Raw genomic sequence first — 19,384 nt, 5'->3', positions numbered from 1 at the left:
CGGACGTCCGGTGGGGGGCATTACAAGGTGAAATCGTGGCCCAGGTAGACGTCCCGAACCGACTGGTTAGCCAGCAACTCCTCGGCCGTGCCGTGCGCCAGGATTGTGCCGTCGGAGACGATGTAGGCCCGCTTGCACACGCCGAGGGTTTCGCGAACGTTGTGGTCGGTGATCAGCACGCCGATGCCGCGATCACGCAGGTGCTCGATGATGCGCTGGATATCGATCACCGAGATCGGATCGATCCCGGCGAATGGTTCGTCGAGCAGCATGGCTCGGGGGTTGGCGGCGAGTGCCCGAGCGATCTCCACGCGACGACGCTCGCCACCGGAGAGGGATTGGCCCTTGGAGTCGGCGATGTGGGTGATGTGGAGCTCCCGGAGCAACTCGTCAAGCGCTCGAGGACGCGTGGCGCGATCCAGATCGCGGCGCAGCTCGAGAATGGCGAGGATGTTCTCGCGCACGGTCAACTTGCGAAAGACCGAGGGTTCCTGCGGCAGGTAACCCAGCCCGAGGTGGGCGCGCCGGTCGATCGGCGTGTGCGTGATGTCGCGGCCATCGAGATAGACCGCGCCCTGATCGACGCCGACCAGCCCGACGATCATGTAGAAGCTGGTCGTCTTGCCGGCTCCATTGGGACCGAGCAGGCCAACGATCTCGCCGGCCTCGACGCTCAACGACACGTCGCGCACGACCGGGCGAGCCCCATAACTCTTCGACAGGCTTTTGACCTCGAGCAGGGCGTGGCGCTGCTGTTGAGCGGCAAGGTGAGATTGGGTGGTCGCCTCGGTCATGGTCGCGTCAGTCCCCACCGTTGTCGTCTTTCTTGTTGCGTGGCTGCAGGGTCATCTCGACACGTGCTTTGCCGCCTTCCTCACCGGCCTCGACCACCTCAGTGCCGAGATCGTAGGTGATGCGCTCGGACCGGATCTCGTCCCCGGTACGTTTGAGCCATGCCTCGCCCGTAAGAACGACCGAGCCCTCGCCCGTGCGGTAGTCGGCCTCGCGCGCCTCGCCCTCGACCCAATTGCCTTCGTCATCGCGCTCCCGGAAGGTGGCGGGACGGCCCTCGAGCACGGCCCGTACCAGCTCGCCGTCCTCGAGGTAGAGCGTGGCGCGGTTGCCGGTGGCGTGCAGGCTGCCCTGATCGATTACCACGTCACCGGTGTAGACGCTGGTGCCTTCCTGGTACTTGGTCACCTTCTTGTCTGCCTGAACCTTGACCGGCTGCGTCCGGTCGGCCTGAGCAGCGAGGACTGGCTGGGCACCGAGGCCGATCATCAGCGCCAGGCCGAGTGTCCCGAGCCGGTTTGCGTGGCTGCGGCGTGAGCGGATGAAATGCGTCGGGATGTGCATGATGTGATCTTCCTGCCTTCTCGCCGGCGTCGGGGCGGCGTTCCTGCCGTGCCGAGTCGGGTGGGTTAGTCGGTTTTACCGGTTGAACCCGGTTGGATTTCGTCGCGAACCTGCCCGGTCTGGGTCAGGACCTCGATGCCCCAGTCGAGGGCTATCTTTTCGGCGTTACTGTGCCAGCGCGGCGTGCCGTCCGGCGCGGTCTCGCTGAATCGAGCCGGGACATCCGTGCGTGCCCGGCGCTGTGCCGGGTAAAGCCAGAGTTGTTCGGTGGTCAATTCCAGCAGCCCGCGCTCCTGGTGTGGCTCGCGCTGGGCGTGAACCGATCCCGCCAGTTCGACGGTCTCGCCTCGATCGGTCACCGTGCCGCGTTCGGCACGCAGTGTCCATGGCGGCACGGCCGGATCGGCATCCAGCAGGGTGACTCGCGGGGAGTCGAGCTCGTAGCGGTCTCCCGTTGCTGTCTGGTCAAGCTGGATGGCCTGCGTGCTCTGAAGCTGGTAGGCAAGTTGGCCTGCCTCGTCGTATTGCCAACTGATGGGATTGTCGAGACGCTGGGCATAACCGCTGGCCGTATCCCGGGGTAGGGCGAGCTCGTCGGCGAGGTTGTGCCACGCCAACCAGGCAACCAGCCCCAGTCCCGCCATGGCGAGCAGGCCGCGATTGACCCGTGACGAAATGGGCCAGCGCATGGTCAGCGGTACCGCGCCAGTACGTCACCCCATTGATCACGCGCGTCGATCAGTGTGTCGATCAACGCCCGTACCGCCCCGTAACCACCGGGTACCGGGCTGATCCAGTCGACCCGGCTGCGGATCACCATGGGGGCATCGCTGACCGTTGCCGACAGTCCGGCGCGATTGAGCATTGGCAGGTCGAGCACGTCATCACCCATCGCCGCGATCTCCTCGAGGCCGATCTCGAGCAGTTGCGCGAGTTCCTCGATTGCCTGGCCCTTGTCGGTCGCGCCAAGTACCACGTGCTGGATGCCCAGCGACTTCGCCCGTCGGCTGACCGCGGGCGACGAACGCCCGGTGATGATCGCAACGTCCACGCCCAGTTCCTGGATGAGCTTGATGCCATGGCCGTCGCGGCTGTGGAAGATCTTGTGCTCCTCACCATCCTCGGTCAGGTGCAGGCGGCCGTCGGTCATCACGCCGTCGACGTCGAGCACCAGCAGTCGGACTTGTCGGGCCCGTTCGATCCATGTCGTGTCACGGTTGGCCATCAGGCTACCCCCGCCCGCAGCAGGTCATGCATGTTCAGGGCACCGACCAGGCGGTTTTTTTCGTCGACGACCAACAGCCCGTTGATCTTGTCGCGCTCCATCATCGCCATCGCCTCGGCGGCGAGCACGTTGGCCGGGCAGGTGCGCGGGTCGGGGGTCATGGCCCGCTCGATCGGGCAGTCGAGATCGAAATCGCTTCGATCGAGCAGGCGACGCAGGTCGCCGTCGGTGAACAGTCCCAGCAAGCGTTCGTCTTCGTCCACGACGGCGGCCATGCCGAGGCCACCCGAGGACATCACCAGCAGGGCCTGCTTGACGCTCTGACGAGGTCCCACGCGCGGCAGCTGCTCGCCGGTGTGCATGACATCACGCACGTGCAGCAGCAGGCGTCGTCCCAACGAGCCTCCCGGGTGGGAGAGCGCGAAGTCCTCGGGCTGAAAACCGCGGGCATCCAGCAGAGCGACGGCGAGGGCGTCGCCCATGACGAGTGTGGCGGTGGTGCTTGCCGTGGGCGCAAGGTTGAGTGGGCAGGCCTCGCGGTCGACGCCGACGTCGAGATGCACGTCGGCCGACTGAGCGAGCGTCGACTGCGGGCGGCCGGTCATGGCGATCAGGCTGACGCCGAGGCGCTTGATTACCGGCAGGATCGCCAGCATCTCGCCGGTTTCGCCAGAGTTCGACAGGGCGATCACCACGTCGCGTTCGGTGATCATGCCCAGATCGCCGTGACTCGCCTCGCCCGGGTGGACGAAGAAGGCCGGTGTGCCGGTGCTCGCCAGGGTAGCGGCGATCTTCCCGCCGATATGGCCGGATTTGCCCATGCCGGTGACGATCACGCGACCGTCGCAATCGAGCATCAGGCGGCAGGCATCCACGAACGTCTGATCGAGTCGTGCGGGCAACGCGTCGATGGCATTGCGCTCGATGTCGATCACCTCGCGGGCCATGCGCAGCAGGTTGTCGGGATGCAGGGCGTTGTGCTCCATGGGGTATCCGGTTGGCATGCTAAGATTTTCGGGTTTCGGAGTATATCAGCCCGACGCAAGCGGACCGCCCGTGGCACGCCGTGCCTTGAAGACAGGCAGCGGTTGCTGTGGTTCCGGCGTCGTTTGATTCCTTATTCCAGTCCTGGAGGTGAGCGAATGCAGCCCGAAGCTACGGCCATTCAGGTGGATCCTGCGGATGCGGTGATCGAGCGACAAAGGGAAGCGGCACGACACCACCGTCTGGAGGTGGTCTTCCGTGACGGCGATGCCGGCGGCGAGGCGGCCCCCGAGGTGGCCGTGATCCCGCCCGGGGGCTGTTGGATGGGTAGTCGAGCCAACGAACATGGTGCCCGTCCCGTCGAGCAGCCGCGGCACGAAGTGCATTTCGAGCGTGCCTTTGCCATCACCCGTGGGGCGATACGCCGTCGCGAGTATTTCGCCTTCCTCGAGGCGAGCGGGCATCGTCGGCCACGCCCCTACAGCTGGAATGACCCGGAATTCCCCATGTACAACGTCTCGGCGGACGATGCCGAGGCCTACGCGCGCTGGTTGAGCGACGTCACCGGCCACAGCTATCGTCTGCCCACGGAAGCCGAGTGGGAGTACGCCGCACGGGCGGGCACCGACACGATGTTCTGCTTCGGTGATCGCATTCGCCGCGAGGAGGTCAATTGCGCCGGCGGCCTGCATTGCACCCGCGGGCTGTTTTTCTGCGGCATCGGCAAGCCGGTGCCGGTCGGTAGCCTGCCACCCAATGCCTGGGGGCTCTACGAGGTCCACGGCAACGTGCAGGAATTCACCCAGGATCATTGGTGCGATGCGTATCCCGGTGGGCCGCGCCCCGGCGATCGGGCCTACCAGAGCATCGATCGGAAATATCGCTACCTGCGCGCGGTGCGCGGCGGCTCGTGGTTCGACCCGCCCGGGGCTTGCCGGAGCGGCTCTCGGGCGCGTCGTCATCAGGACGAATTCGACCTGAACCTCGGTTTTCGCTTGGTGCGCGAGATCAGTGCCTGAGCGACGTGTATCATGCGCGGCGCATTTAGCGATCCGATCGCGATCCTGAGGCCCCCGTTTGACACGCTCAGGGGCAGCCGATCGACTTTCCGAGGTAGTCACCAGCCATGAAGGCGATACATCTAGGTCTGCGCTACCGGCGTTCGCCGGCACTGGAATCGAGCTTTTTCGATCCCGAGATGCCGGCCGACTGGCGTGTGGCCTTTCTGCTCAACGAGCAGGATGCCTTGTGGGTGGCAGGAGACGATCCGGACGTCGATACCGTGCTCGCTGAGCTGCACGATTCCCCCACAGACGTGTTTGTGGTGGTCGAGGATGCGGCGTGGTCGCCCGGGTGGCAGTCGCTGGTCGATGCTGGCCGCCACGCCGTGGTGCGCTTGACGGACGATACGCCACTCTGGCGCCCCGGTACCCCCAGTGCGCCGGCGGTGGTGGGGCTGGTTCCGGCCAGTGACCAGCCGGCCGATCTGCATGCCTGGCTGTCGGCCTTCCTGGATCAGGCGCCGGCCGAGGCCGCCTTGTTCGTCGACGGCGAGCCGCCCTCGGTTGCCACGGTTGACCGGTTGCGCACCCTGACGGAGTTGATGGGACGGTGACTGATTCACGCACCACGACCGACATGATCGAGCTCGACGGCGTGCACTTCTCCCGTGGCGCCCAGGTGATCTTCGATGGCGTCGACATGCATTTTGGTCGCGGCGAGGTCACGGTAGTGCTCGGCCCCTCGGGCACCGGCAAGACGACGCTGTTGCGCTTGATCGGTGGACAGGTGCGCCCGGCGAGTGGTCGGGTGATGGTCGACGGCATCGAGGTGGCGCGTGCCCGCCGCAAGGCGCTGTACGCCCTGCGCCGGCGCATGGGCGTGCTGTTTCAGAACGGGGCCCTGTTCACCGACCTGACGGTGGGCGAGAACGTTGCTTTTCCGCTGCGTGCCCATTCGCGTCTGGACGAGGCGCTGATTCGCCGCATTGTCCTGTTCAAGCTCGAGGCGGTCGGGTTGCGCTCGGCGCGGGACAAGTATCCGGCCGCACTCTCCGGCGGCATGGCGCGCCGGGCCGCGCTGGCCCGCGCCATGGCCCTCGACCCGGAAATCATGCTCTATGACGAACCTTTCGCGGGTCAGGACCCGGTCAGCATGGGCGTGTTGCTACGGCTGATCCGCCGGCTGAACGATGCCTTGGGCCTGACCAGCATCGTCGTGACCCACGACGTCAAAGAGGCGATGAGCATCGCCGACCGGGTGATTGTGATCGCCGGCGGCCGGGTCATCGGGCAGGGCACACCGGAGGAGGTGCGTGCGCAGCGCGAGCAGGAGCCGGCCCTGGCGCAGTTTCTCGACGGGGCTGCCGACGGCCCGCTCAACGCGGCTGAAGACGAGTCCCCGTTGTCTGCCGATCTCGGTTTGGGAGGTGGACAGTGAAGGCGCTCCTGAACGCGATCGCCCGGCTCGGCCGCCTGTTCCTCGACGGGGCGCAGCACGCCGGGTCAATGGCGCTGTTTGCCGTCGAATTGGCCTGGGTGCTGATCCCGACCTGGTCGCGCCCCCGGGATATCTTTCAGCAGATTTACGCCGCCGGCGTGCTCTCGCTGGTGATTATTCTGGTGGCCGGCGGGTTCGTCGGCCTGGTGCTGGGACTGCAGGGCTACAACATCCTGTCGAACTTCAATGCCAGCGAGTCGCTCGGGGTGATGGTGGCCCTGTCGCTGGTGCGTGAACTTGGACCCGTGGTCGCCGCGTTGCTGTTCGCCGGGCGGGCCGGGTCGGCGATCACCGCCGAGATCGCCTTGATGAAGACCACCGAGCAGCTCGCCGCGCTGGAGATGATGGCGGTCGACCCGATGCGTCGAGTGATCGGCCCGCGTTTCTGGGGCGCGATGATCGCGGTGCCCTTGCTGGCGGCCATGTTTTCGCTGGTCGGTATCGTCGGTGGTTACCTGATCGGGGTCGTGGTGCTGGGCGTCGATCAGGCCTCATACTGGGGGCAGATCCGCGAGCAGATGGAGGCCTGGGACGATGTTGGTGGCGGTGCCATCAAGTCGCTTGCCTTCGGCGCGGTGATTGCGCTGATCTCGGTTTACGAGGGCTACCGGGCCGAGCCGACCGCCAGTGGCATGGCGCGCGCGACGACACAGACCGTGGTTCTGAGCTCGCTTGCCGTGCTGGGACTGGATTTTGTAATGACGGCTTTCATGTTTGGGGCGTGATGGAATGAATGTGCAACGTGGAGTCGAGCTGGTGGTAGGGCTGTTCGTGCTCGCCGGGATCGCCGCGCTGATGGTGATGGCGCTGCAGTGGAGCAACTTCGGCGCCAGTCGCGTGGCTGGCTACGAAGTCACGGCCCGGTTCGACAACGTCGGCGGGCTGTCGGTGCAATCGCCGGTCAAGCTGGCGGGCCTGACCATCGGCCGAGTGGACTCGATCGAGATCCACCCGGAAACGTTCCAGGCGGAGGTGCGCATGGTGATCGACGACAAGTACGACAACCTGCCGACTGACTCCTTCGCCAATATCTACACCGCCGGTCTGCTCGGGGCGCAATACGTCGAGATTTCGCCCGGTGGTGCGCTTGAGTCGCTCGAGGACGGCGACCGGATCACGATGACACAGTCGGCGATCATCCTCGAAAGCGTGGTTTCCAAGTTCCTGTTCGACAAGGCAAAAGAATGAAGAATCGAGACGGAATCATAGAGCGGGGCGGGTCCTTGGTCCTGGCGGTGGCCCTGGTTGCCCTGGCAAGCGGCACCGTTCGGGCCGAGGTGGCCCCGCGCGAGCCGATCACCCTGGAGCTGGCCACCGAGATGGCCCTCCACGCCGATCCGCGTATCGATGAGCAGCGTGCCAATGTGGCGCGAGCCCAGGCGCTGATCGAGCGGGTGAAAGGCGAGGGCGGGCCGCGCGTCTCGGCCAACCTGTTCGCGGGGCTGGCACCGAAGGCCGAGGATGGCATCTTTACCAACGGCACCAACACCTGCCCGGAGGGAGGATGCACCCTGCGGGACGATGGCAACGAGCTCGACGAGGGATTCACCGTCACCTCCGGGCTGACTGCCTCGATCATCCAGCCGCTGTACACCTTCGGCAAGCTGGAGAACTACGGTGATGCGGCCCGTCTGAACCGAGACGTGAAGGCCTCCGAGGTCGCCTTGGCGCGGGGCGAGACCTGGCTTACCGTACGCCGCGCCTACTGGGGTTACCTGGCCGCGCGTGACACGCGCCAGATGCTCGAAGGGGTCAAGCGCCAGGTCGATCGCACCCGTGACGACATGCGCGAGGATGCCGAGGCCGGCGAAGTGCCGATGAGCCAGCTGTACGCACTCGAGAGCGGGGCGGCCCAGCTTGATCGCTACCTGGCCGAGGCCGGCAGCGTCGAGGCCATCGCAATCGATGGGCTCAAGACCATCATCGGCGTACCGATCGATTCGAGCATTGAGGTGGCACAAACGCACATCGAGCCGATTACCTTGCCCGACGGCGAGCTCCGCGAACTCGCGGATCGTGCGCTGGCGCAGCGCCCGGAGATGGCAATGGCCGACAATGGCCAGGCGGCCATGCGCAATTACGTCGCGGCTCGCAAGAGTGAACGGTATCCGAACCTGTATGCCGGTTTGGTTGCCGGGGCGACGTACACGCCGGGTCGTGATCGGCTCAACAACCCCTATATCAACCAGCCGCTCAACCAGGCATATGCCGCTCCGGTGGTCGGGCTGCAGTGGGATTTCAACCCGGGTGTGATGCGAGCGAATGTCAGTGACGCCGAGGCCCAGCTTCAGGGTGTGGTCGCCAAGGCGCAGCTGGCCCGCCAGGGCATTCCGTTCCAAGTTGCCGAGGCCTATCACCAGTCGCATGGCCTGGATCGACAGATTCAGGCGCTGGAGTCGGCCAAGAACAACACCCGCAAGTGGATGGTGTCGACCTTCATGGATTACCAGGCGGGCCTGGTGGGCGGCGAGGAGTTGGCCGAGGCAGTCAAGGCGAACACCGAGGCGCAGGCGGACTATTTCCGCGTCATCAACGACTACAACATGAGCGTAGCGAAACTGGCGATCGCCACGGGTGACTACCCCCAGTAAGGCTCGAGCAATAAGTCCGCGTCGCGACGCGGCCTCGTCGCCAATGACATCCAAACAATGAGACCCCTATGAGCTTTGCATTGTCCCCGTTTTTCCGCGCTCCCCGCGCTTCCTGGTTCGTCCTGGGGCTGGTTGGCCTGCTGATGACCAGCCTTTCCATGACAGCACGCGCCGAGCCGAACGAAGCACAGGCCCGTGAACTGGTGGAATCGACCGCCGAAGCGGTGATCGCGGAGATTCGCGAGAATCAGGCCGCCGTGGAGGCCGATCCCGAGGCGCTGCTCGAGATCGTGGATCGGCTGCTGTTGCCGCACGTCGACTCAGAACGCATGACCCGGCTGGTTTTGGGTCGTTACTACCGGCAGGCGAGCCCCGCACAGCGCGCGCAGTTCAACAAGGAGTTCCAGCGACTGCTTGTGCGGACGTACGCCGGGCCGCTCTCCGAGTTGGGCAACCAGGAAATCGAGATCGTTGGCACCAAGCCGGGTGGGGTGGACGACGAGTTGGTGGTCGAGTCCGAGGTCTCCGGTGGCGATCTGGGTACCGTGCCGGTGGACTACCGCATGGCACCGGTCAACGGCGAATGGAAATCCTACGATGTCGTGGTCGACGGCATCAGCCTGGTCAACAACTACCGTGGCAGCTTCGCGCAGAAGATCCAGCGTGACGGCATCGACGGGCTGATCCGGACCCTGCGGGAGCAGAATGAAGACGGCCGGGGCTGAACGCGGCTGGAATCTGCGCGTCGAACCGGGGGTGATCCGCCTGAGTGGATCGCTGCTGCGTGCGGGTCTCGATCGCCAGCCGGGCGATCTCCCGGCGGATGTCGTGGGCCCGACGGTCGATGTGCACCTCGGTCAGGTCGAGCGCATCGATACCGCGGGACTCGCCTGGTTGGCCGCCATTCAGGCCGACGCCGAGGCAAAAGGCATCCGTCTGCGATACACTCACGCGCCCCAGGCCATGCGCCAGATGCTGGCGGTCTACGGTCTCGAGGGGCTCATGCCCGTCGAGACCGGCCTGGATTAGCCCACGGCCCGAGACCCGATCCGATTTCATGAATAAGCTCCTGATCCGCGGCGGCACGCCGCTCGACGGCGAGATTCGCATCTCCGGCGCAAAGAACGCGGTGTTGCCGATGATGGCCGCCTCGCTTCTGGCCGACTCGCCGGTGACCATCGAGAATGTCCCGCACCTGCAGGACGTGACCACCACCATGGAGTTGCTGGGCCGCATGGGCGCGACGCTGACGGTGGGCGACCAGATGAGTGTCGAGGTCGACACCACAACGGTCGACACCCTCGAGGCGCCCTACGATCTGGTGCGCACCATGCGTGCCTCGATCCTCACGCTCGGCCCGATGTTGGCCCGGTTCAAGAAAGCGAGGGTTTCCCTGCCGGGTGGTTGTGCCATCGGTACCCGTCCGGTCGACATCCACCTCAAGGGGCTCGAGGCACTGGGCGCCGACGTGCGAGTCGAGGGTGGCTACATTGAGACGGCCGCCGAGCAGTTGGTCGGCGCGCGCATCGTACTCGACCAGGTCACGGTCACCGGTACCGAGAACCTGATGATGGCAGCGGTCTTCGCCAAGGGTGAAACCGTGCTCGAGAACGCCGCGCGCGAGCCCGAGGTAGTCGATCTGGCCAACTTCCTAAATGCCATGGGCGCGGATGTACGCGGTGCGGGCAGCGATGTGATCCGCATACACGGGGTCGAGGGCCTGCAGGGCGTGCGCTATCGCGTACTGCCGGATCGTATCGAGACCGGCACCTACCTCGTCGCCGCGGCAATGACGCGCGGTCGTATCCTTGTGCGCGACACCTGCCCCGAACTCCTCGATGCGGTGCTTGCCAAGCTCGAGCAGGCCGGCGCGGAGATCGAGTTGGGTGAGGACTGGATTCGCCTCGACATGCACGGACGTCGGCCCAAGGCGGTCGATATTCGTACCGCGCCGCATCCGGGTTTCCCCACCGACATGCAGGCGCAGTTCGTGGCCATGAACGCGGTGGCCGAGGGCACCTCGACGGTGGTCGAGACGATCTTCGAAAACCGTTTCATGCACGTCCAGGAAATCCAGCGCATGGGCGCGGACATCCACATCGAGGGGAACACCGCGATCATTCGCGGAGTGGAAACCCTGTCGGGTGCGCCCATCATGGCGACCGACCTGCGAGCCTCGGCCAGCCTGGTGCTGGCGGGGCTGGTCGCCAGCGGCGAAACCGTCGTCAATCGTATCTATCACATCGACCGAGGCTACGAGTCCATCGAAGAGAAGCTCTCTCGCCTCGGCGCCAATATCCAACGGATCACGAGCTGATCGCTATGTCCCAATCCGACCAGATCGTCGTTGCGCTCTCCAAGGGGCGTATTTTCAAGGAAACCCTGCCGCTGCTGGCCTCCGTGGGTATCGAACCCCTCGAGGACCCAGACAAGAGCCGCAAGCTGATCCTCGAGACCAGCGATCCGAGTGTGCGCCTGCTGATCCTGCGTGCCTCGGATGTGCCGACCTACGTCCAGCATGGGGCCGCCGACATCGGTGTTGCGGGCAAGGACGTGCTGTTCGAGCACGGCGGCGATGGCCTGTTCGAACTGGTCGATCTCAAGATTGCCCAGTGCAAGCTGATGGTGGCGGGCAAGCCTGGGGCGCTCGAGCGTGCCGGGCGCATCCGGGTGGCCACGAAGTACACCCGTGCCGCCGAGTCCTATTTTGCCGACCGTGGTCGGCAGATCGAGCTGATCAAGCTGTACGGCTCGATGGAGCTCGCGCCGCTGGTCGATCTGGGCGACTGCATCGTCGACGTGGTTGATACCGGCAACACGCTGCGCGCCAATGGCCTGGAGCCGCTCGAGCACATCGCCGAGATTTCCTCGCGCCTGATCGTCAATCGCGCGGCGCAGAAGCTCAAGCATGCTCGGGTGACCGATTTCGTCGACCGGGTGGAGCAGTACCTGGAGGGCAAGTGATGATCCGTCGCATGAATGCCCGCGCCGCGGGCTTTGACAGTCAACTGGGCGAACTCCTCGACTGGTCGGGCATGGCCGATGATCGGGTCGAGGGCATCGTTCGCGAGATCCTGGCCGACGTGCGCCAGCGCGGTGATGCCGCCGTGGTCGAACACACCCGACGTCTCGATCGGCTCGAGGTCACCTCCGCGGCCGAACTGGAATTGTCTGCCGAGCGACTCGATGCCGCCCTCGGGGCGATCCCGGACGATGTGCGCGAGGCCCTCGAACTGGCCGCTGAGCGCCTGCGGGCCTACGCCGAGCGGCAGAAGGGCGAGAGCTGGTCGTACACCGAAGCCAACGGCAACGTCCTTGGCCAGCAGGTCACGCCGCTCGACCGGGTGGGGCTCTACGTGCCCGGCGGCAAGGCGGCCTATCCGTCGTCGGTGCTGATGAACGCGATCCCGGCCAAGGTCGCCGGGGTCGAACAGGTGATCATGGTCGTGCCCACCCCCGATGGGGTGCAGAACGACACCGTGCTTGCCGCGGCACGTATCGCCGGCGTGGATCGCGTGTTCACCGTCGGTGGCGCCCAGGCCGTCGGCGCATTGGCGTATGGCACCGAGACGATCCCGGCAGTGGACAAGATTGTCGGGCCGGGCAATATCTTCGTCGCGGCCGCGAAACGCGAGGTCTTCGGCCAGGTGGGCATCGACATGATCGCCGGCCCGTCCGAGATCCTGATCGTCTGCGACGGTCACACCGACCCCGACTGGATCGCGATGGACCTGTTCTCGCAGGCCGAGCACGACGAGCAGGCGCAGTCGATCCTGTTGGCCCACGATCCCGATTTCCTCGATACGGTTGCCGCCTCGATCGAGCGCCTCTTGCCGGATCAGCCGCGTGCCGAGATCATCGCCAAGGCACTGGAAACCCGTGGCGCGCTGATCGAGGTTGCCGATATCGATCACGCGATCGAACTGGTCAACCGCATCGCCCCCGAGCACCTGGAACTCTCGTTCGAGGGTGCAGAGAAGCGTCTGGGTGATATCCGCAATGCCGGGGCCATCTTCGTCGGTCGCTACACCGCCGAGGCCCTGGGCGACTACTGCGCGGGCCCCAACCACGTCCTGCCCACATCGGGCACGGCGCGCTTTTCCTCGCCACTGGGGGTTTACGACTTCCAGAAGCGATCGAGCATCATCCACTGTTCCCCGGCCGGTGCCGCGGAACTGGGTCGCGTTGCCGACCGGCTGGCCCGTGCCGAGGGGCTCGAGGCGCACGCCCAGTCGGCTCGCTATCGGGTCGAGGCCGAGGACTGAGCAATGGCCGACGCCATGTTCAACCGTTTCTGGTCGGATGATCTGGGCGAGCTGTCACCCTACGTGCCGGGCGAGCAGCCGAAGATCGATGACCTGGTCAAGCTCAATACCAACGAGAATCCGTTCGGTCCCTCGCCGCGGGTGATCGAGGCGATTCGCGCCGCGGCCGACGATGGGCTGCGCCTCTACCCGGATCCGACCAGCCTGGCGCTGCGCGAGTGTCTCGCCGAATACCACGGTGTCACGGCCGATCAGGTCTTCGTCGGCAATGGCTCGGACGAGGTGCTGGGTTTCCTGTTCCGGGCGCTGTTTCAGCGTGGCCGGCCGGTGGTGTTTCCGGACATCACCTACTCGTTCTACCCGGTCTATTGTCGGCTGTTTGGCATCGAGCCGCGCATGGTCGCCCTGGACGAGGAACTGGCGGTGGATGTCGAGGCGATGTGCGCCATCGACCCGTCGAGCGTGGGCGGGGTGATCCTGCCCAACCCAAACGCGCCTACTGGCCGCTTGCTGTCGATCGACCAGGTCGAACGACTTGCGGCGCATTTTGCCGATTGTGCGGTAGTGATCGACGAAGCCTACGTCGATTTCGGCGGGGAAACGGCGATCGGGCTGATCGACAGCTACCCGAACCTGCTGGTGACGCAGACCCTGTCGAAGTCGCGTTCGTTGGCCGGGCTGCGCCTGGGATTTGCCATCGGCGATGCCGGGCTGATCGAGGGGCTCGCGCGGGTCAAGGACAGCTTCAATTCCTACCCCGTCGACCGCCTGGCAAGTGCGGGCGCCATCGCCGCCTACCAGGACGAGGCGTACTTCGAACAGACGCGTCGAGCGATCATCGCCATGCGTGAGCAGCTCGGCGCTGATCTGGAGGCACGTGGCTTCGAGGTGTTGCCGTCGGCCGCCAATTTCCTGCTTGCCCGTCACTCGACGCGTGCCGGGGCTGCGCTTGCCGCGAGTCTGCGGGAACGTCGGGTGATCGTGCGCCACTTCGACCGCGCCCGGATCGGTGATCACCTGCGGATCACGATCGGCAGCGAGGGGCAGAACGCGGCCCTGCTCGCCGCCCTCGACGAGATTCTCGCCGAGGGGTGATGTGCGGGCCGGCCTGTTTTCGCCTCGGCCTGCGTGTTATTCTTCGCTCGCGTTCTGGCCAGCAACAGGCCGGCCACGACGCCACCCAATGGTGCCCTGTGTTCGTCCCTTCGCGACGGATCTCCGTGAATTCCGCCAGGCCCGGAAGGGAGCAACGGTAGCGGTCGATCCGGGCGCCGGAGATCGGCGGATGCAGGGTGCCACCCAATTGGATCCTGCGCTATGAGTTATCTGGTACTGGCACGCAAGTGGCGACCCCGGCGTTTCGACGACATGGTCGGCCAGGGTCACGTGCTCCAGGCACTCACCAACGCGCTGGATCGCGACCGTCTCCACCACGCCTACCTGTTCACCGGCACCCGCGGGGTGGGCAAGACGACGGTTGCCCGCATCTTCGCGAAGGCACTCAACTGCGAGCAGGGCGTTTCCAGCCGGCCTTGCGGCGAATGCGCTGCCTGTCTCGAGATCGACTCGGGTCGCTTTGTCGACCTGATCGAGGTCGACGCCGCTTCGCGAACCAAGGTCGATGACACCCGCGACCTGCTGGAGAATGTCGTCTATCTGCCGGTCAAGGGCCGCTTCAAGATCTACCTGATCGACGAAGTGCACATGTTCTCCCAGGCCAGCTTCAACGCCCTGTTGAAGACGCTGGAAGAGCCGCCCGAGCACGTCAAGTTCCTGCTAGCGACCACCGATCCGCAGAAGTTGCCGGTGACAGTGCTGTCTCGCTGCCTGCAGTTCAACCTGCGGGCGCTGCCGCAGGCACATATCCAGACCTATCTCGCCGACATCCTCAATCGGGAGGGCATCGAGGCCGACTCGGAAGCCCTGCGACTGGTCGCGGAGGCCGCCGGCGGCTCGATGCGCGATGCCCTGAGCCTCGTCGATCAGGCGATCGGTTTCTGCGATGGTCGGCTGGAGACGAACGCGATAGCCGACATGCTCGGTGTCACCGATCGACGCCTGTTGCACGGTCTGCTCGAACGGCTTGCCGCCGGCGATGCCGACGGGGTGTTTGGGCTGGTGGATCAGGCGCTGGAACGATCGGTGGACCCGGCGCGGCTGTTGGCCGAACTGGCCGAGACGGTCCACCAAGCGGCCCTCTCCCAATGGTTGCCGACCGATGCCCCGGCGCTGAACGCGGATGCGGCCACCCTGCAGCTCTGGTACCAGATCGCCTTGTCCGGCCGTCGCGACATCGGTTGGGCACCCTCGCCACGCGTGGGCCTGGAGATGACCCTGCTGCGCATGCTGGCCTTCGAGCCAGGCACCGGCCCAGGAAACGATGGACCGCCCGCGCGTCAGGTGGCATCCACCGCGACAGGGCACGCGCAATCGCAGCAGGAGTCGACCCCGGCGTCTCATGAAGAAACATCCGGGGCACCGGTCGGTGTCGCCGACCGAGAGCCGTCCGATTATCGTGCCGATGCGGCCGGCTTGAGCCAATCGACTCCGGCGAGTGCCGCGGCTGAGGAGGGGAATCGTGCTGGCCCCGGCAAGGGGCGTATCGAGGCGCCCGGAGCAATGGAAAGCCAGGCAAGCAGTGGTCGGACGATCACGCCCGATAACTGGTTCGAGATTGTCGCGCAGCTTTCCATGCCGGCTCGTAGCCTCGCCGAGCGCTGTCACGCGATCAACGACGACGACTCGGTCGTCCTGGTGATCGACCCCGGGTTCCTCTCCATGGCCTCGAAAGCCACGCAGGAACGGCTGGTCGCACAATTGCAACGACTCGGCGTGCAACACCCGGTTCGATTCGAAGTCGGTGAGACGTCGGCGGCGGCAGCACCGGAGCGAGCCAAGCCGGCCGCGGCATCCGGCGAGCCGTCACCGCAACCGGACGCCCCAGGATACGCCCAGGGGGAAACCCCGGTTGAAACCCCGGCACAAATCCGGGAGCGCAACGAGCAAGCGGCGGCCGAGGCGCGAGAGCAATCGTTGCGCGACCACCCGGCCGCACGCGTCGTCGCGGAGCGTGCCGGGGCCGAACTGATTCGAGAATCCGTGCGTCCCGTGGGCGATCACGGCGCAGTCAACGAACGTTAGCGAGCAGGAGACATCGGCAGATGAAAGGTGGAATGGGCAACCTGATGAAACAGGCGCAGGCGATGCAGGAAAACATGCAGCGCATGCAGGAAGAAGTCGCCAAGATGGAAGTCGAAGGCCAGTCCGGTGGCGGCCTGGTCAAGGTGACCATGACCGGCAAGCACGAAGCGCGGCGTGTCTCGATCGATCCGAGCCTGCTGGAAGACGACAAGGACATGCTCGAGGATCTGATTGCCGCGGCGATCAATGACGCAGCCCGGCGTATCGAGCAGGAGCAGCAGGAAAAGATGTCAGGCATGACCGCCGGCATGAACCTGCCTCCGGGCTTCAAGATGCCGTTCTAAATCGGCCTTTTCTGATCCCATCGCCCGATCCTTTGCGGTTCGGGCTTTTCTCTTTCGGAAGACGTGACTCGTGCAATTCTCGCCCAGTTTCCAGCAACTGATCGACGCGCTGCGCTGTCTGCCCACGGTGGGGCAGAAGACGGCGCAACGAATGGCGCTGCACCTGCTCGAACGGGATCGCGCCGGGGCAGGGCGCCTGGCCGAGGCGATCGGCGAGGCACTGGAAAAGCTCGGGCATTGCCGCTCGTGTCGGGTATTCACCGAGGGGGAGATCTGCCCGATCTGTGCCGACGATCAGCGCGATGACCGGCTGCTTTGTGTGGTCGAGTCGCCCGCCGACTGGATCGCGATCGAGTCCTCGGGCGCCTATCAGGGGCGCTATTTCCTGCTGCTGGGTCGCCTGTCGCCGTTGGACGGGATCGGCCCGGACGAGCTTAAACTCGACCAGTTGGCCGCACGTCTCGACCAGTCGGGGATTGAGGAGGTGATTCTCGCCACCAGCGCAACCATTGAGGGCGAGGCGACCGCCGGGTACGTCACCGAGTTGGCGCGTTCAAGGGGGTTGCGTGTCACCCGTCTGGCCCAGGGCGTGCCGATGGGGGGCGAGCTTGAGTACATCGATGCCAGCACGCTGAGCCTAGCGCTCAAGGGCCGTCGGGAAGCCGATTCTTGATCTCCGGCCATGTCGGACGCGCCTCTATAAAGGCAACGCATGTAGTATAAGTTTCTCCTGCCCCAAGAGGAGAAGCCTCCATGATCCAGACCCGTTCCTTTGCGGCGTTCGCCGCGACATTACTGATGGCCGTACCGGCCCTCACGGTCAATGCCATGGCCGACGGGGCGACCAAGGCAGCTGCAATCGAGATTGGTGACTCCTTTCCGAGTTGGAAGCTGGATGACCAGCACGAGAAAACGCATCAGCTACCGGGTGATTCCACCGAGGCGATCGTCTTTTCCCGCTCCAAACAGGCCGATGAGTCTCTGTCACCGGTGCTTGAGGAGGTTGTGGGTGAGCGGTTGATCGGCGGGGAGGTGGTCTATCTCTCGGATATCAGCCGCATGTCGGGCCTGATCAGCCGCCTCTTTGCCTTGCCGGCGCTGCGTGATCGGGATTACCCGGTGGTGCTGATACGCGAAGAGGGCATGTCCGATCCGTTGGTGACCCAAGCCGACTGTCTGGCCGTGTATCGGTTAGAGCAAGGAAAGGTGGTCGGACGCGAAGACCTTTGCAGCCAGAAGAACGTCAGAGGGGCATTCTAGAGAAGGCCTGTGCCACTCAACCCGTGCGCGGGCTTGGTGAGGACTCTGAAGTAACCTAGATCGTGGTGTTGTTTTGCTCGTCGATCAGAGTGTCCGGTCCGGTCGCGTTGGGATCGGCGGGGTTGTGGATCACGCGGTCGCGGCCCTTGCGCTTGGCGGCCAGCAGCGCGTCGTCGGCACGCTGGATAATGCTGTCGGCGTAATCCTGGGACGTCACGTTTGTCAGCCCGATCGAGATGGTGAGCTCACCGAGTTCGCGGCCGCTCTCGGCCAGACGCAGCTTTGACTGCGAAATGATATTGCGCAGCTTGTTGGCGACGGCCATCGCGCCATCGGTGGGGGTGTCGGGCAGGACGATCGCGAACTCTTCGCCACCGTAGCGCAACACCTGGTCCTGACCCTTGACGTGTTCCTTGAGGGTGCGGGCGATAAAGCGCAGGATCTTGTCGCCGACCAGGTGGCCGTAGTTGTCATTGATCTGCTTGAAGTGATCGATATCGGCCAGCAGGAACGCCCCCGGCTCCCCAGCCGATACGGCGGCCGTGATCTGTTTTTGCAACATGTCATTGAGACCGCGCCGGTTGGGCAGGCCGGTCAGCGGGTCGGTGCGGGCATCGCGACGGGCGCTTTCCAGTTCCTTGCGCAGCTTGGCGATCTGGTCGCCGGCACTGTTCATCTGGTCGGAGGATTCCAGTGCGCTCTTCTCGACGTGGCGGGTATCCTCCATGACCTCTTCGGTCAGCGCGCGCAGGGCTTCCACCGATTCGCTGCGATCGATCTGGCGTACGAAGTCGCCCAGGGTCGAGGCGAAATTGGAGAACTCATTCCCGGTATTGAGCATCTGCAACATCATGTTGCGCATCACGCGCAGCATGATGTCCTGGGCGCGCGACATCTGTTTGAGTGCGCCGTTGAGCACATGCGTGTCGAACAGGTCCTGGGCGACCTCTTGGGTCAGGCCTTTGCTGCTGTTGATCGCGTCGTCCATGTCCTTGGTGAGGCTGGCGTCGCGCTTGAGGGCGCGTTCGTAGAACAGGGTGATGTAGACCGGGGTCGGTGGCAGTCCCAGCTCGGCGAGTTGGGAGAGCACCATTCGCATGATTTCGCTGGCTTGGCCGCGGTCGTGGCTGTAATCGAACATGTAACGTTTCGGTCCTTTACGCCGCGGGCGGCGGCGTGTGTTGGTATGTCGCGTCGGGCCTGCCGCCCGGGCATCGACGCAATGGTGTCTATGTCAGTCGTCCAGGAGCTCGGACAGCTCGCGCGAGAGTTGATGCTCTTCCACGCCGTTGGCCTGCAACAGTTCGCGCAGATGGGTCAGGGCATCGAGTTCGATACTGGACCAAGCCAGGGCCAGGGTGCGGTTCGACTCGCGGACGATGCGGGCGGTGAGCTCGACGAGAACGGTCTGGTCCGGATCCGAGAGGATCTCGATGTTCAGTGCTTCGGCGACACAGTCGTCGCTGAGGCTGCCAGCGGTTTCGAGCTCGATGAGGATGCCCTTAAGCGAGACGTCGAGGATGGTGCCCCGCAGCGTTTCCTTCGGGCAGCGAATGCGCACCGGAAGCGGGATCTCGACACGGGCGAAGCGGCGTTGCGTGATCATTCCGTTGTACTGCTCCTGGACGACTGTGGTGCACTGAGCCGCAATTGGTTGCAAGGATACTTTCTTCCCGTCTCGAGCGCCACCGCCGGGAGCCCGAGTCGGACGTGGGGACT

23 protein-coding genes and 1 other RNA gene are annotated in these 19,384 nt (G+C 64.9%); 17 read left to right on the top strand and 7 right to left on the bottom strand.

Going from position 1 to position 19,384, the window contains the following annotated elements:
• Nucleotides 1–20 precede the first annotated feature (20 nt).
• From lptB to VWP12_RS08900, 5 genes are all read right to left on the bottom strand, one after another.
• A complete protein-coding gene (gene lptB, locus VWP12_RS08920) occupies nt 21–794 on the bottom strand; it encodes an LPS export ABC transporter ATP-binding protein (protein ID WP_125198924.1) in 774 nt (257 codons plus the stop codon).
• A 7-nt stretch (nt 795–801) separates the two neighbouring features.
• The gene (gene lptA / locus VWP12_RS08915) at nt 802–1,356 is read right to left on the bottom strand and encodes a lipopolysaccharide transport periplasmic protein LptA (RefSeq protein ID WP_410473833.1); all 555 of its coding nucleotides are present in this window, start codon (nt 1,354–1,356) and stop codon (nt 802–804) included.
• 65 nt (nt 1,357–1,421) lie between these two features.
• Nucleotides 1,422–2,045, bottom strand: coding sequence for an LPS export ABC transporter periplasmic protein LptC (gene lptC, locus VWP12_RS08910; RefSeq protein ID WP_410473832.1), 624 nt, complete (start codon nt 2,043–2,045; stop codon nt 1,422–1,424).
• Nucleotides 2,046–2,047: 2 nt separating this feature from the next.
• A complete protein-coding gene (locus tag VWP12_RS08905; RefSeq protein ID WP_125198927.1) occupies nt 2,048–2,581 on the bottom strand; it encodes a KdsC family phosphatase in 534 nt (177 codons plus the stop codon).
• Nucleotides 2,581–3,567 (bottom strand): SIS domain-containing protein, encoded by a 987-nt coding sequence (locus tag VWP12_RS08900; RefSeq protein WP_410473831.1) that lies wholly within the window; start codon nt 3,565–3,567, stop codon nt 2,581–2,583. Before VWP12_RS08900 ends, VWP12_RS08905 begins: the two co-directional genes overlap by 1 nt.
• 156 nt (nt 3,568–3,723) lie before the next feature.
• On the opposite strand from VWP12_RS08900, the gene VWP12_RS08895 reads away from it, so the two are divergent.
• The 17 genes from VWP12_RS08895 (at nt 3,724) to VWP12_RS08815 (ending at nt 17,665) form a co-directional block, all read left to right on the top strand.
• Nucleotides 3,724–4,584 (top strand): formylglycine-generating enzyme family protein, encoded by an 861-nt coding sequence (locus VWP12_RS08895; protein WP_410473830.1) that lies wholly within the window; start codon nt 3,724–3,726, stop codon nt 4,582–4,584.
• Nucleotides 4,585–4,691: 107 nt separating this feature from the next.
• Nucleotides 4,692–5,180 carry a hypothetical protein gene (locus VWP12_RS08890; protein WP_410473829.1) on the top strand — a complete coding sequence of 163 codons (489 nt, stop codon included), beginning with the start codon at nt 4,692–4,694 and terminating at the stop codon, nt 5,178–5,180.
• Nucleotides 5,181–5,203: 23 nt separating this feature from the next.
• Entirely contained in the window at nt 5,204–6,004 is an 801-nt protein-coding gene (locus VWP12_RS08885; protein WP_125198949.1) for an ABC transporter ATP-binding protein, read from the top strand.
• The gene (gene mlaE / locus VWP12_RS08880) at nt 6,001–6,789 is read left to right on the top strand and encodes a lipid asymmetry maintenance ABC transporter permease subunit MlaE (RefSeq protein WP_240031437.1); all 789 of its coding nucleotides are present in this window, start codon (nt 6,001–6,003) and stop codon (nt 6,787–6,789) included. The genes VWP12_RS08885 and mlaE overlap by 4 nt, the downstream gene beginning before the upstream one ends.
• Nucleotides 6,790–6,793: 4 nt before the next feature.
• Nucleotides 6,794–7,252, top strand: a complete 459-nt coding sequence (mlaD, locus tag VWP12_RS08875; RefSeq protein ID WP_322520589.1) for an outer membrane lipid asymmetry maintenance protein MlaD — start codon at nt 6,794–6,796, stop codon at nt 7,250–7,252.
• The gene (locus tag VWP12_RS08870; RefSeq protein ID WP_410473828.1) at nt 7,249–8,655 is read left to right on the top strand and encodes a TolC family protein; all 1,407 of its coding nucleotides are present in this window, start codon (nt 7,249–7,251) and stop codon (nt 8,653–8,655) included. Before mlaD ends, VWP12_RS08870 begins: the two co-directional genes overlap by 4 nt.
• A gap of 68 nt (nt 8,656–8,723) precedes the next feature.
• Nucleotides 8,724–9,380, top strand: coding sequence for a phospholipid-binding protein MlaC (locus VWP12_RS08865; protein ID WP_410473827.1), 657 nt, complete (start codon nt 8,724–8,726; stop codon nt 9,378–9,380).
• Nucleotides 9,361–9,684, top strand: a complete 324-nt coding sequence (locus tag VWP12_RS08860; protein WP_125198934.1) for a lipid asymmetry maintenance protein MlaB — start codon at nt 9,361–9,363, stop codon at nt 9,682–9,684. The genes VWP12_RS08865 and VWP12_RS08860 overlap by 20 nt, the downstream gene beginning before the upstream one ends.
• A 28-nt stretch (nt 9,685–9,712) precedes the next feature.
• A complete protein-coding gene (gene murA, locus VWP12_RS08855; protein WP_410473826.1) occupies nt 9,713–10,972 on the top strand; it encodes a UDP-N-acetylglucosamine 1-carboxyvinyltransferase in 1,260 nt (419 codons plus the stop codon).
• Between the two features lie 5 nt (nt 10,973–10,977).
• Nucleotides 10,978–11,619 carry an ATP phosphoribosyltransferase gene (gene hisG, locus VWP12_RS08850; protein WP_410473825.1) on the top strand — a complete coding sequence of 214 codons (642 nt, stop codon included), beginning with the start codon at nt 10,978–10,980 and terminating at the stop codon, nt 11,617–11,619.
• Entirely contained in the window at nt 11,619–12,920 is a 1,302-nt protein-coding gene (gene hisD, locus VWP12_RS08845) for a histidinol dehydrogenase (protein WP_410473824.1), read from the top strand. Before hisG ends, hisD begins: the two co-directional genes overlap by 1 nt.
• 3 nt (nt 12,921–12,923) lie before the next feature.
• Nucleotides 12,924–14,015, top strand: coding sequence for a histidinol-phosphate transaminase (gene hisC, locus VWP12_RS08840; RefSeq protein WP_410473823.1), 1,092 nt, complete (start codon nt 12,924–12,926; stop codon nt 14,013–14,015).
• A gap of 99 nt (nt 14,016–14,114) precedes the next feature.
• Nucleotides 14,115–14,211, top strand: an RNA gene (gene ffs / locus VWP12_RS08835) — signal recognition particle sRNA small type.
• Nucleotides 14,212–14,237: 26 nt separating this feature from the next.
• Nucleotides 14,238–16,061, top strand: coding sequence for a DNA polymerase III subunit gamma/tau (gene dnaX, locus VWP12_RS08830; protein WP_410473822.1), 1,824 nt, complete (start codon nt 14,238–14,240; stop codon nt 16,059–16,061).
• A gap of 20 nt (nt 16,062–16,081) precedes the next feature.
• On the top strand, nt 16,082–16,405 hold the full coding sequence (locus VWP12_RS08825) for a YbaB/EbfC family nucleoid-associated protein (RefSeq protein WP_125198939.1): 324 nt from the start codon (nt 16,082–16,084) through the stop codon (nt 16,403–16,405).
• Between the two features lie 70 nt (nt 16,406–16,475).
• Nucleotides 16,476–17,078: a recombination mediator RecR gene (gene recR, locus VWP12_RS08820; RefSeq protein ID WP_410473821.1), complete on the top strand. Its 603-nt coding sequence runs from the start codon at nt 16,476–16,478 to the stop codon at nt 17,076–17,078.
• 80 nt (nt 17,079–17,158) lie between these two features.
• Nucleotides 17,159–17,665 (top strand): hypothetical protein, encoded by a 507-nt coding sequence (locus VWP12_RS08815; protein WP_410473820.1) that lies wholly within the window; start codon nt 17,159–17,161, stop codon nt 17,663–17,665.
• A 55-nt stretch (nt 17,666–17,720) separates the two neighbouring features.
• Here the strand turns inward: VWP12_RS08815 and VWP12_RS08810 are convergent, their stop codons facing one another.
• Together VWP12_RS08810 and VWP12_RS08805 are read right to left on the bottom strand one after the other, a co-directional pair.
• Complete coding sequence (locus VWP12_RS08810; RefSeq protein ID WP_410473819.1) at nt 17,721–18,806, bottom strand: GGDEF domain-containing protein; 1,086 nt, start codon at nt 18,804–18,806, stop codon at nt 17,721–17,723.
• Between the two features lie 93 nt (nt 18,807–18,899).
• Entirely contained in the window at nt 18,900–19,271 is a 372-nt protein-coding gene (locus tag VWP12_RS08805; RefSeq protein WP_125198942.1) for a PilZ domain-containing protein, read from the bottom strand.
• Nucleotides 19,272–19,384: the final 113 nt, after the last annotated feature.

Origin of the sequence: Guyparkeria sp. TX1, assembly GCF_046523965.1 — a bacterium.
GTDB lineage: Bacteria > Pseudomonadota > Gammaproteobacteria > Halothiobacillales > Halothiobacillaceae > Guyparkeria.
This window is presented reverse-complemented; position numbering and strand designations above follow the sequence as displayed.

Excerpts from the sequence above, each read along its gene's own strand:
- lptB (WP_125198924.1), bottom strand. The coding sequence starts at position 794 with ATGACCGAGGCGACCACCCAATCTCACCTTGCCGCTCAACAGCAGCGC.
- lptA (WP_410473833.1), bottom strand. The coding sequence starts at position 1,356 with ATGCACATCCCGACGCATTTCATCCGCTCACGCCGCAGCCACGCAAAC.
- lptC (WP_410473832.1), bottom strand. The coding sequence starts at position 2,045 with ATGCGCTGGCCCATTTCGTCACGGGTCAATCGCGGCCTGCTCGCCATG.
- VWP12_RS08905 (WP_125198927.1), bottom strand. The coding sequence starts at position 2,581 with ATGGCCAACCGTGACACGACATGGATCGAACGGGCCCGACAAGTCCGA.
- VWP12_RS08900 (WP_410473831.1), bottom strand. The coding sequence starts at position 3,567 with ATGGAGCACAACGCCCTGCATCCCGACAACCTGCTGCGCATGGCCCGC.
- VWP12_RS08895 (WP_410473830.1), top strand. The coding sequence starts at position 3,724 with ATGCAGCCCGAAGCTACGGCCATTCAGGTGGATCCTGCGGATGCGGTG.
- VWP12_RS08890 (WP_410473829.1), top strand. The coding sequence starts at position 4,692 with ATGAAGGCGATACATCTAGGTCTGCGCTACCGGCGTTCGCCGGCACTG.
- VWP12_RS08885 (WP_125198949.1), top strand. The coding sequence starts at position 5,204 with ATGATCGAGCTCGACGGCGTGCACTTCTCCCGTGGCGCCCAGGTGATC.
- mlaD (WP_322520589.1), top strand. The coding sequence starts at position 6,794 with ATGAATGTGCAACGTGGAGTCGAGCTGGTGGTAGGGCTGTTCGTGCTC.
- VWP12_RS08870 (WP_410473828.1), top strand. The coding sequence starts at position 7,249 with ATGAAGAATCGAGACGGAATCATAGAGCGGGGCGGGTCCTTGGTCCTG.
- VWP12_RS08865 (WP_410473827.1), top strand. The coding sequence starts at position 8,724 with ATGAGCTTTGCATTGTCCCCGTTTTTCCGCGCTCCCCGCGCTTCCTGG.
- VWP12_RS08860 (WP_125198934.1), top strand. The coding sequence starts at position 9,361 with ATGAAGACGGCCGGGGCTGAACGCGGCTGGAATCTGCGCGTCGAACCG.
- murA (WP_410473826.1), top strand. The coding sequence starts at position 9,713 with ATGAATAAGCTCCTGATCCGCGGCGGCACGCCGCTCGACGGCGAGATT.
- hisG (WP_410473825.1), top strand. The coding sequence starts at position 10,978 with ATGTCCCAATCCGACCAGATCGTCGTTGCGCTCTCCAAGGGGCGTATT.
- hisD (WP_410473824.1), top strand. The coding sequence starts at position 11,619 with ATGATCCGTCGCATGAATGCCCGCGCCGCGGGCTTTGACAGTCAACTG.
- hisC (WP_410473823.1), top strand. The coding sequence starts at position 12,924 with ATGGCCGACGCCATGTTCAACCGTTTCTGGTCGGATGATCTGGGCGAG.
- dnaX (WP_410473822.1), top strand. The coding sequence starts at position 14,238 with ATGAGTTATCTGGTACTGGCACGCAAGTGGCGACCCCGGCGTTTCGAC.
- VWP12_RS08825 (WP_125198939.1), top strand. The coding sequence starts at position 16,082 with ATGAAAGGTGGAATGGGCAACCTGATGAAACAGGCGCAGGCGATGCAG.
- VWP12_RS08815 (WP_410473820.1), top strand. The coding sequence starts at position 17,159 with ATGATCCAGACCCGTTCCTTTGCGGCGTTCGCCGCGACATTACTGATG.
- VWP12_RS08810 (WP_410473819.1), bottom strand. The coding sequence starts at position 18,806 with ATGTTCGATTACAGCCACGACCGCGGCCAAGCCAGCGAAATCATGCGA.
- VWP12_RS08805 (WP_125198942.1), bottom strand. The coding sequence starts at position 19,271 with ATGATCACGCAACGCCGCTTCGCCCGTGTCGAGATCCCGCTTCCGGTG.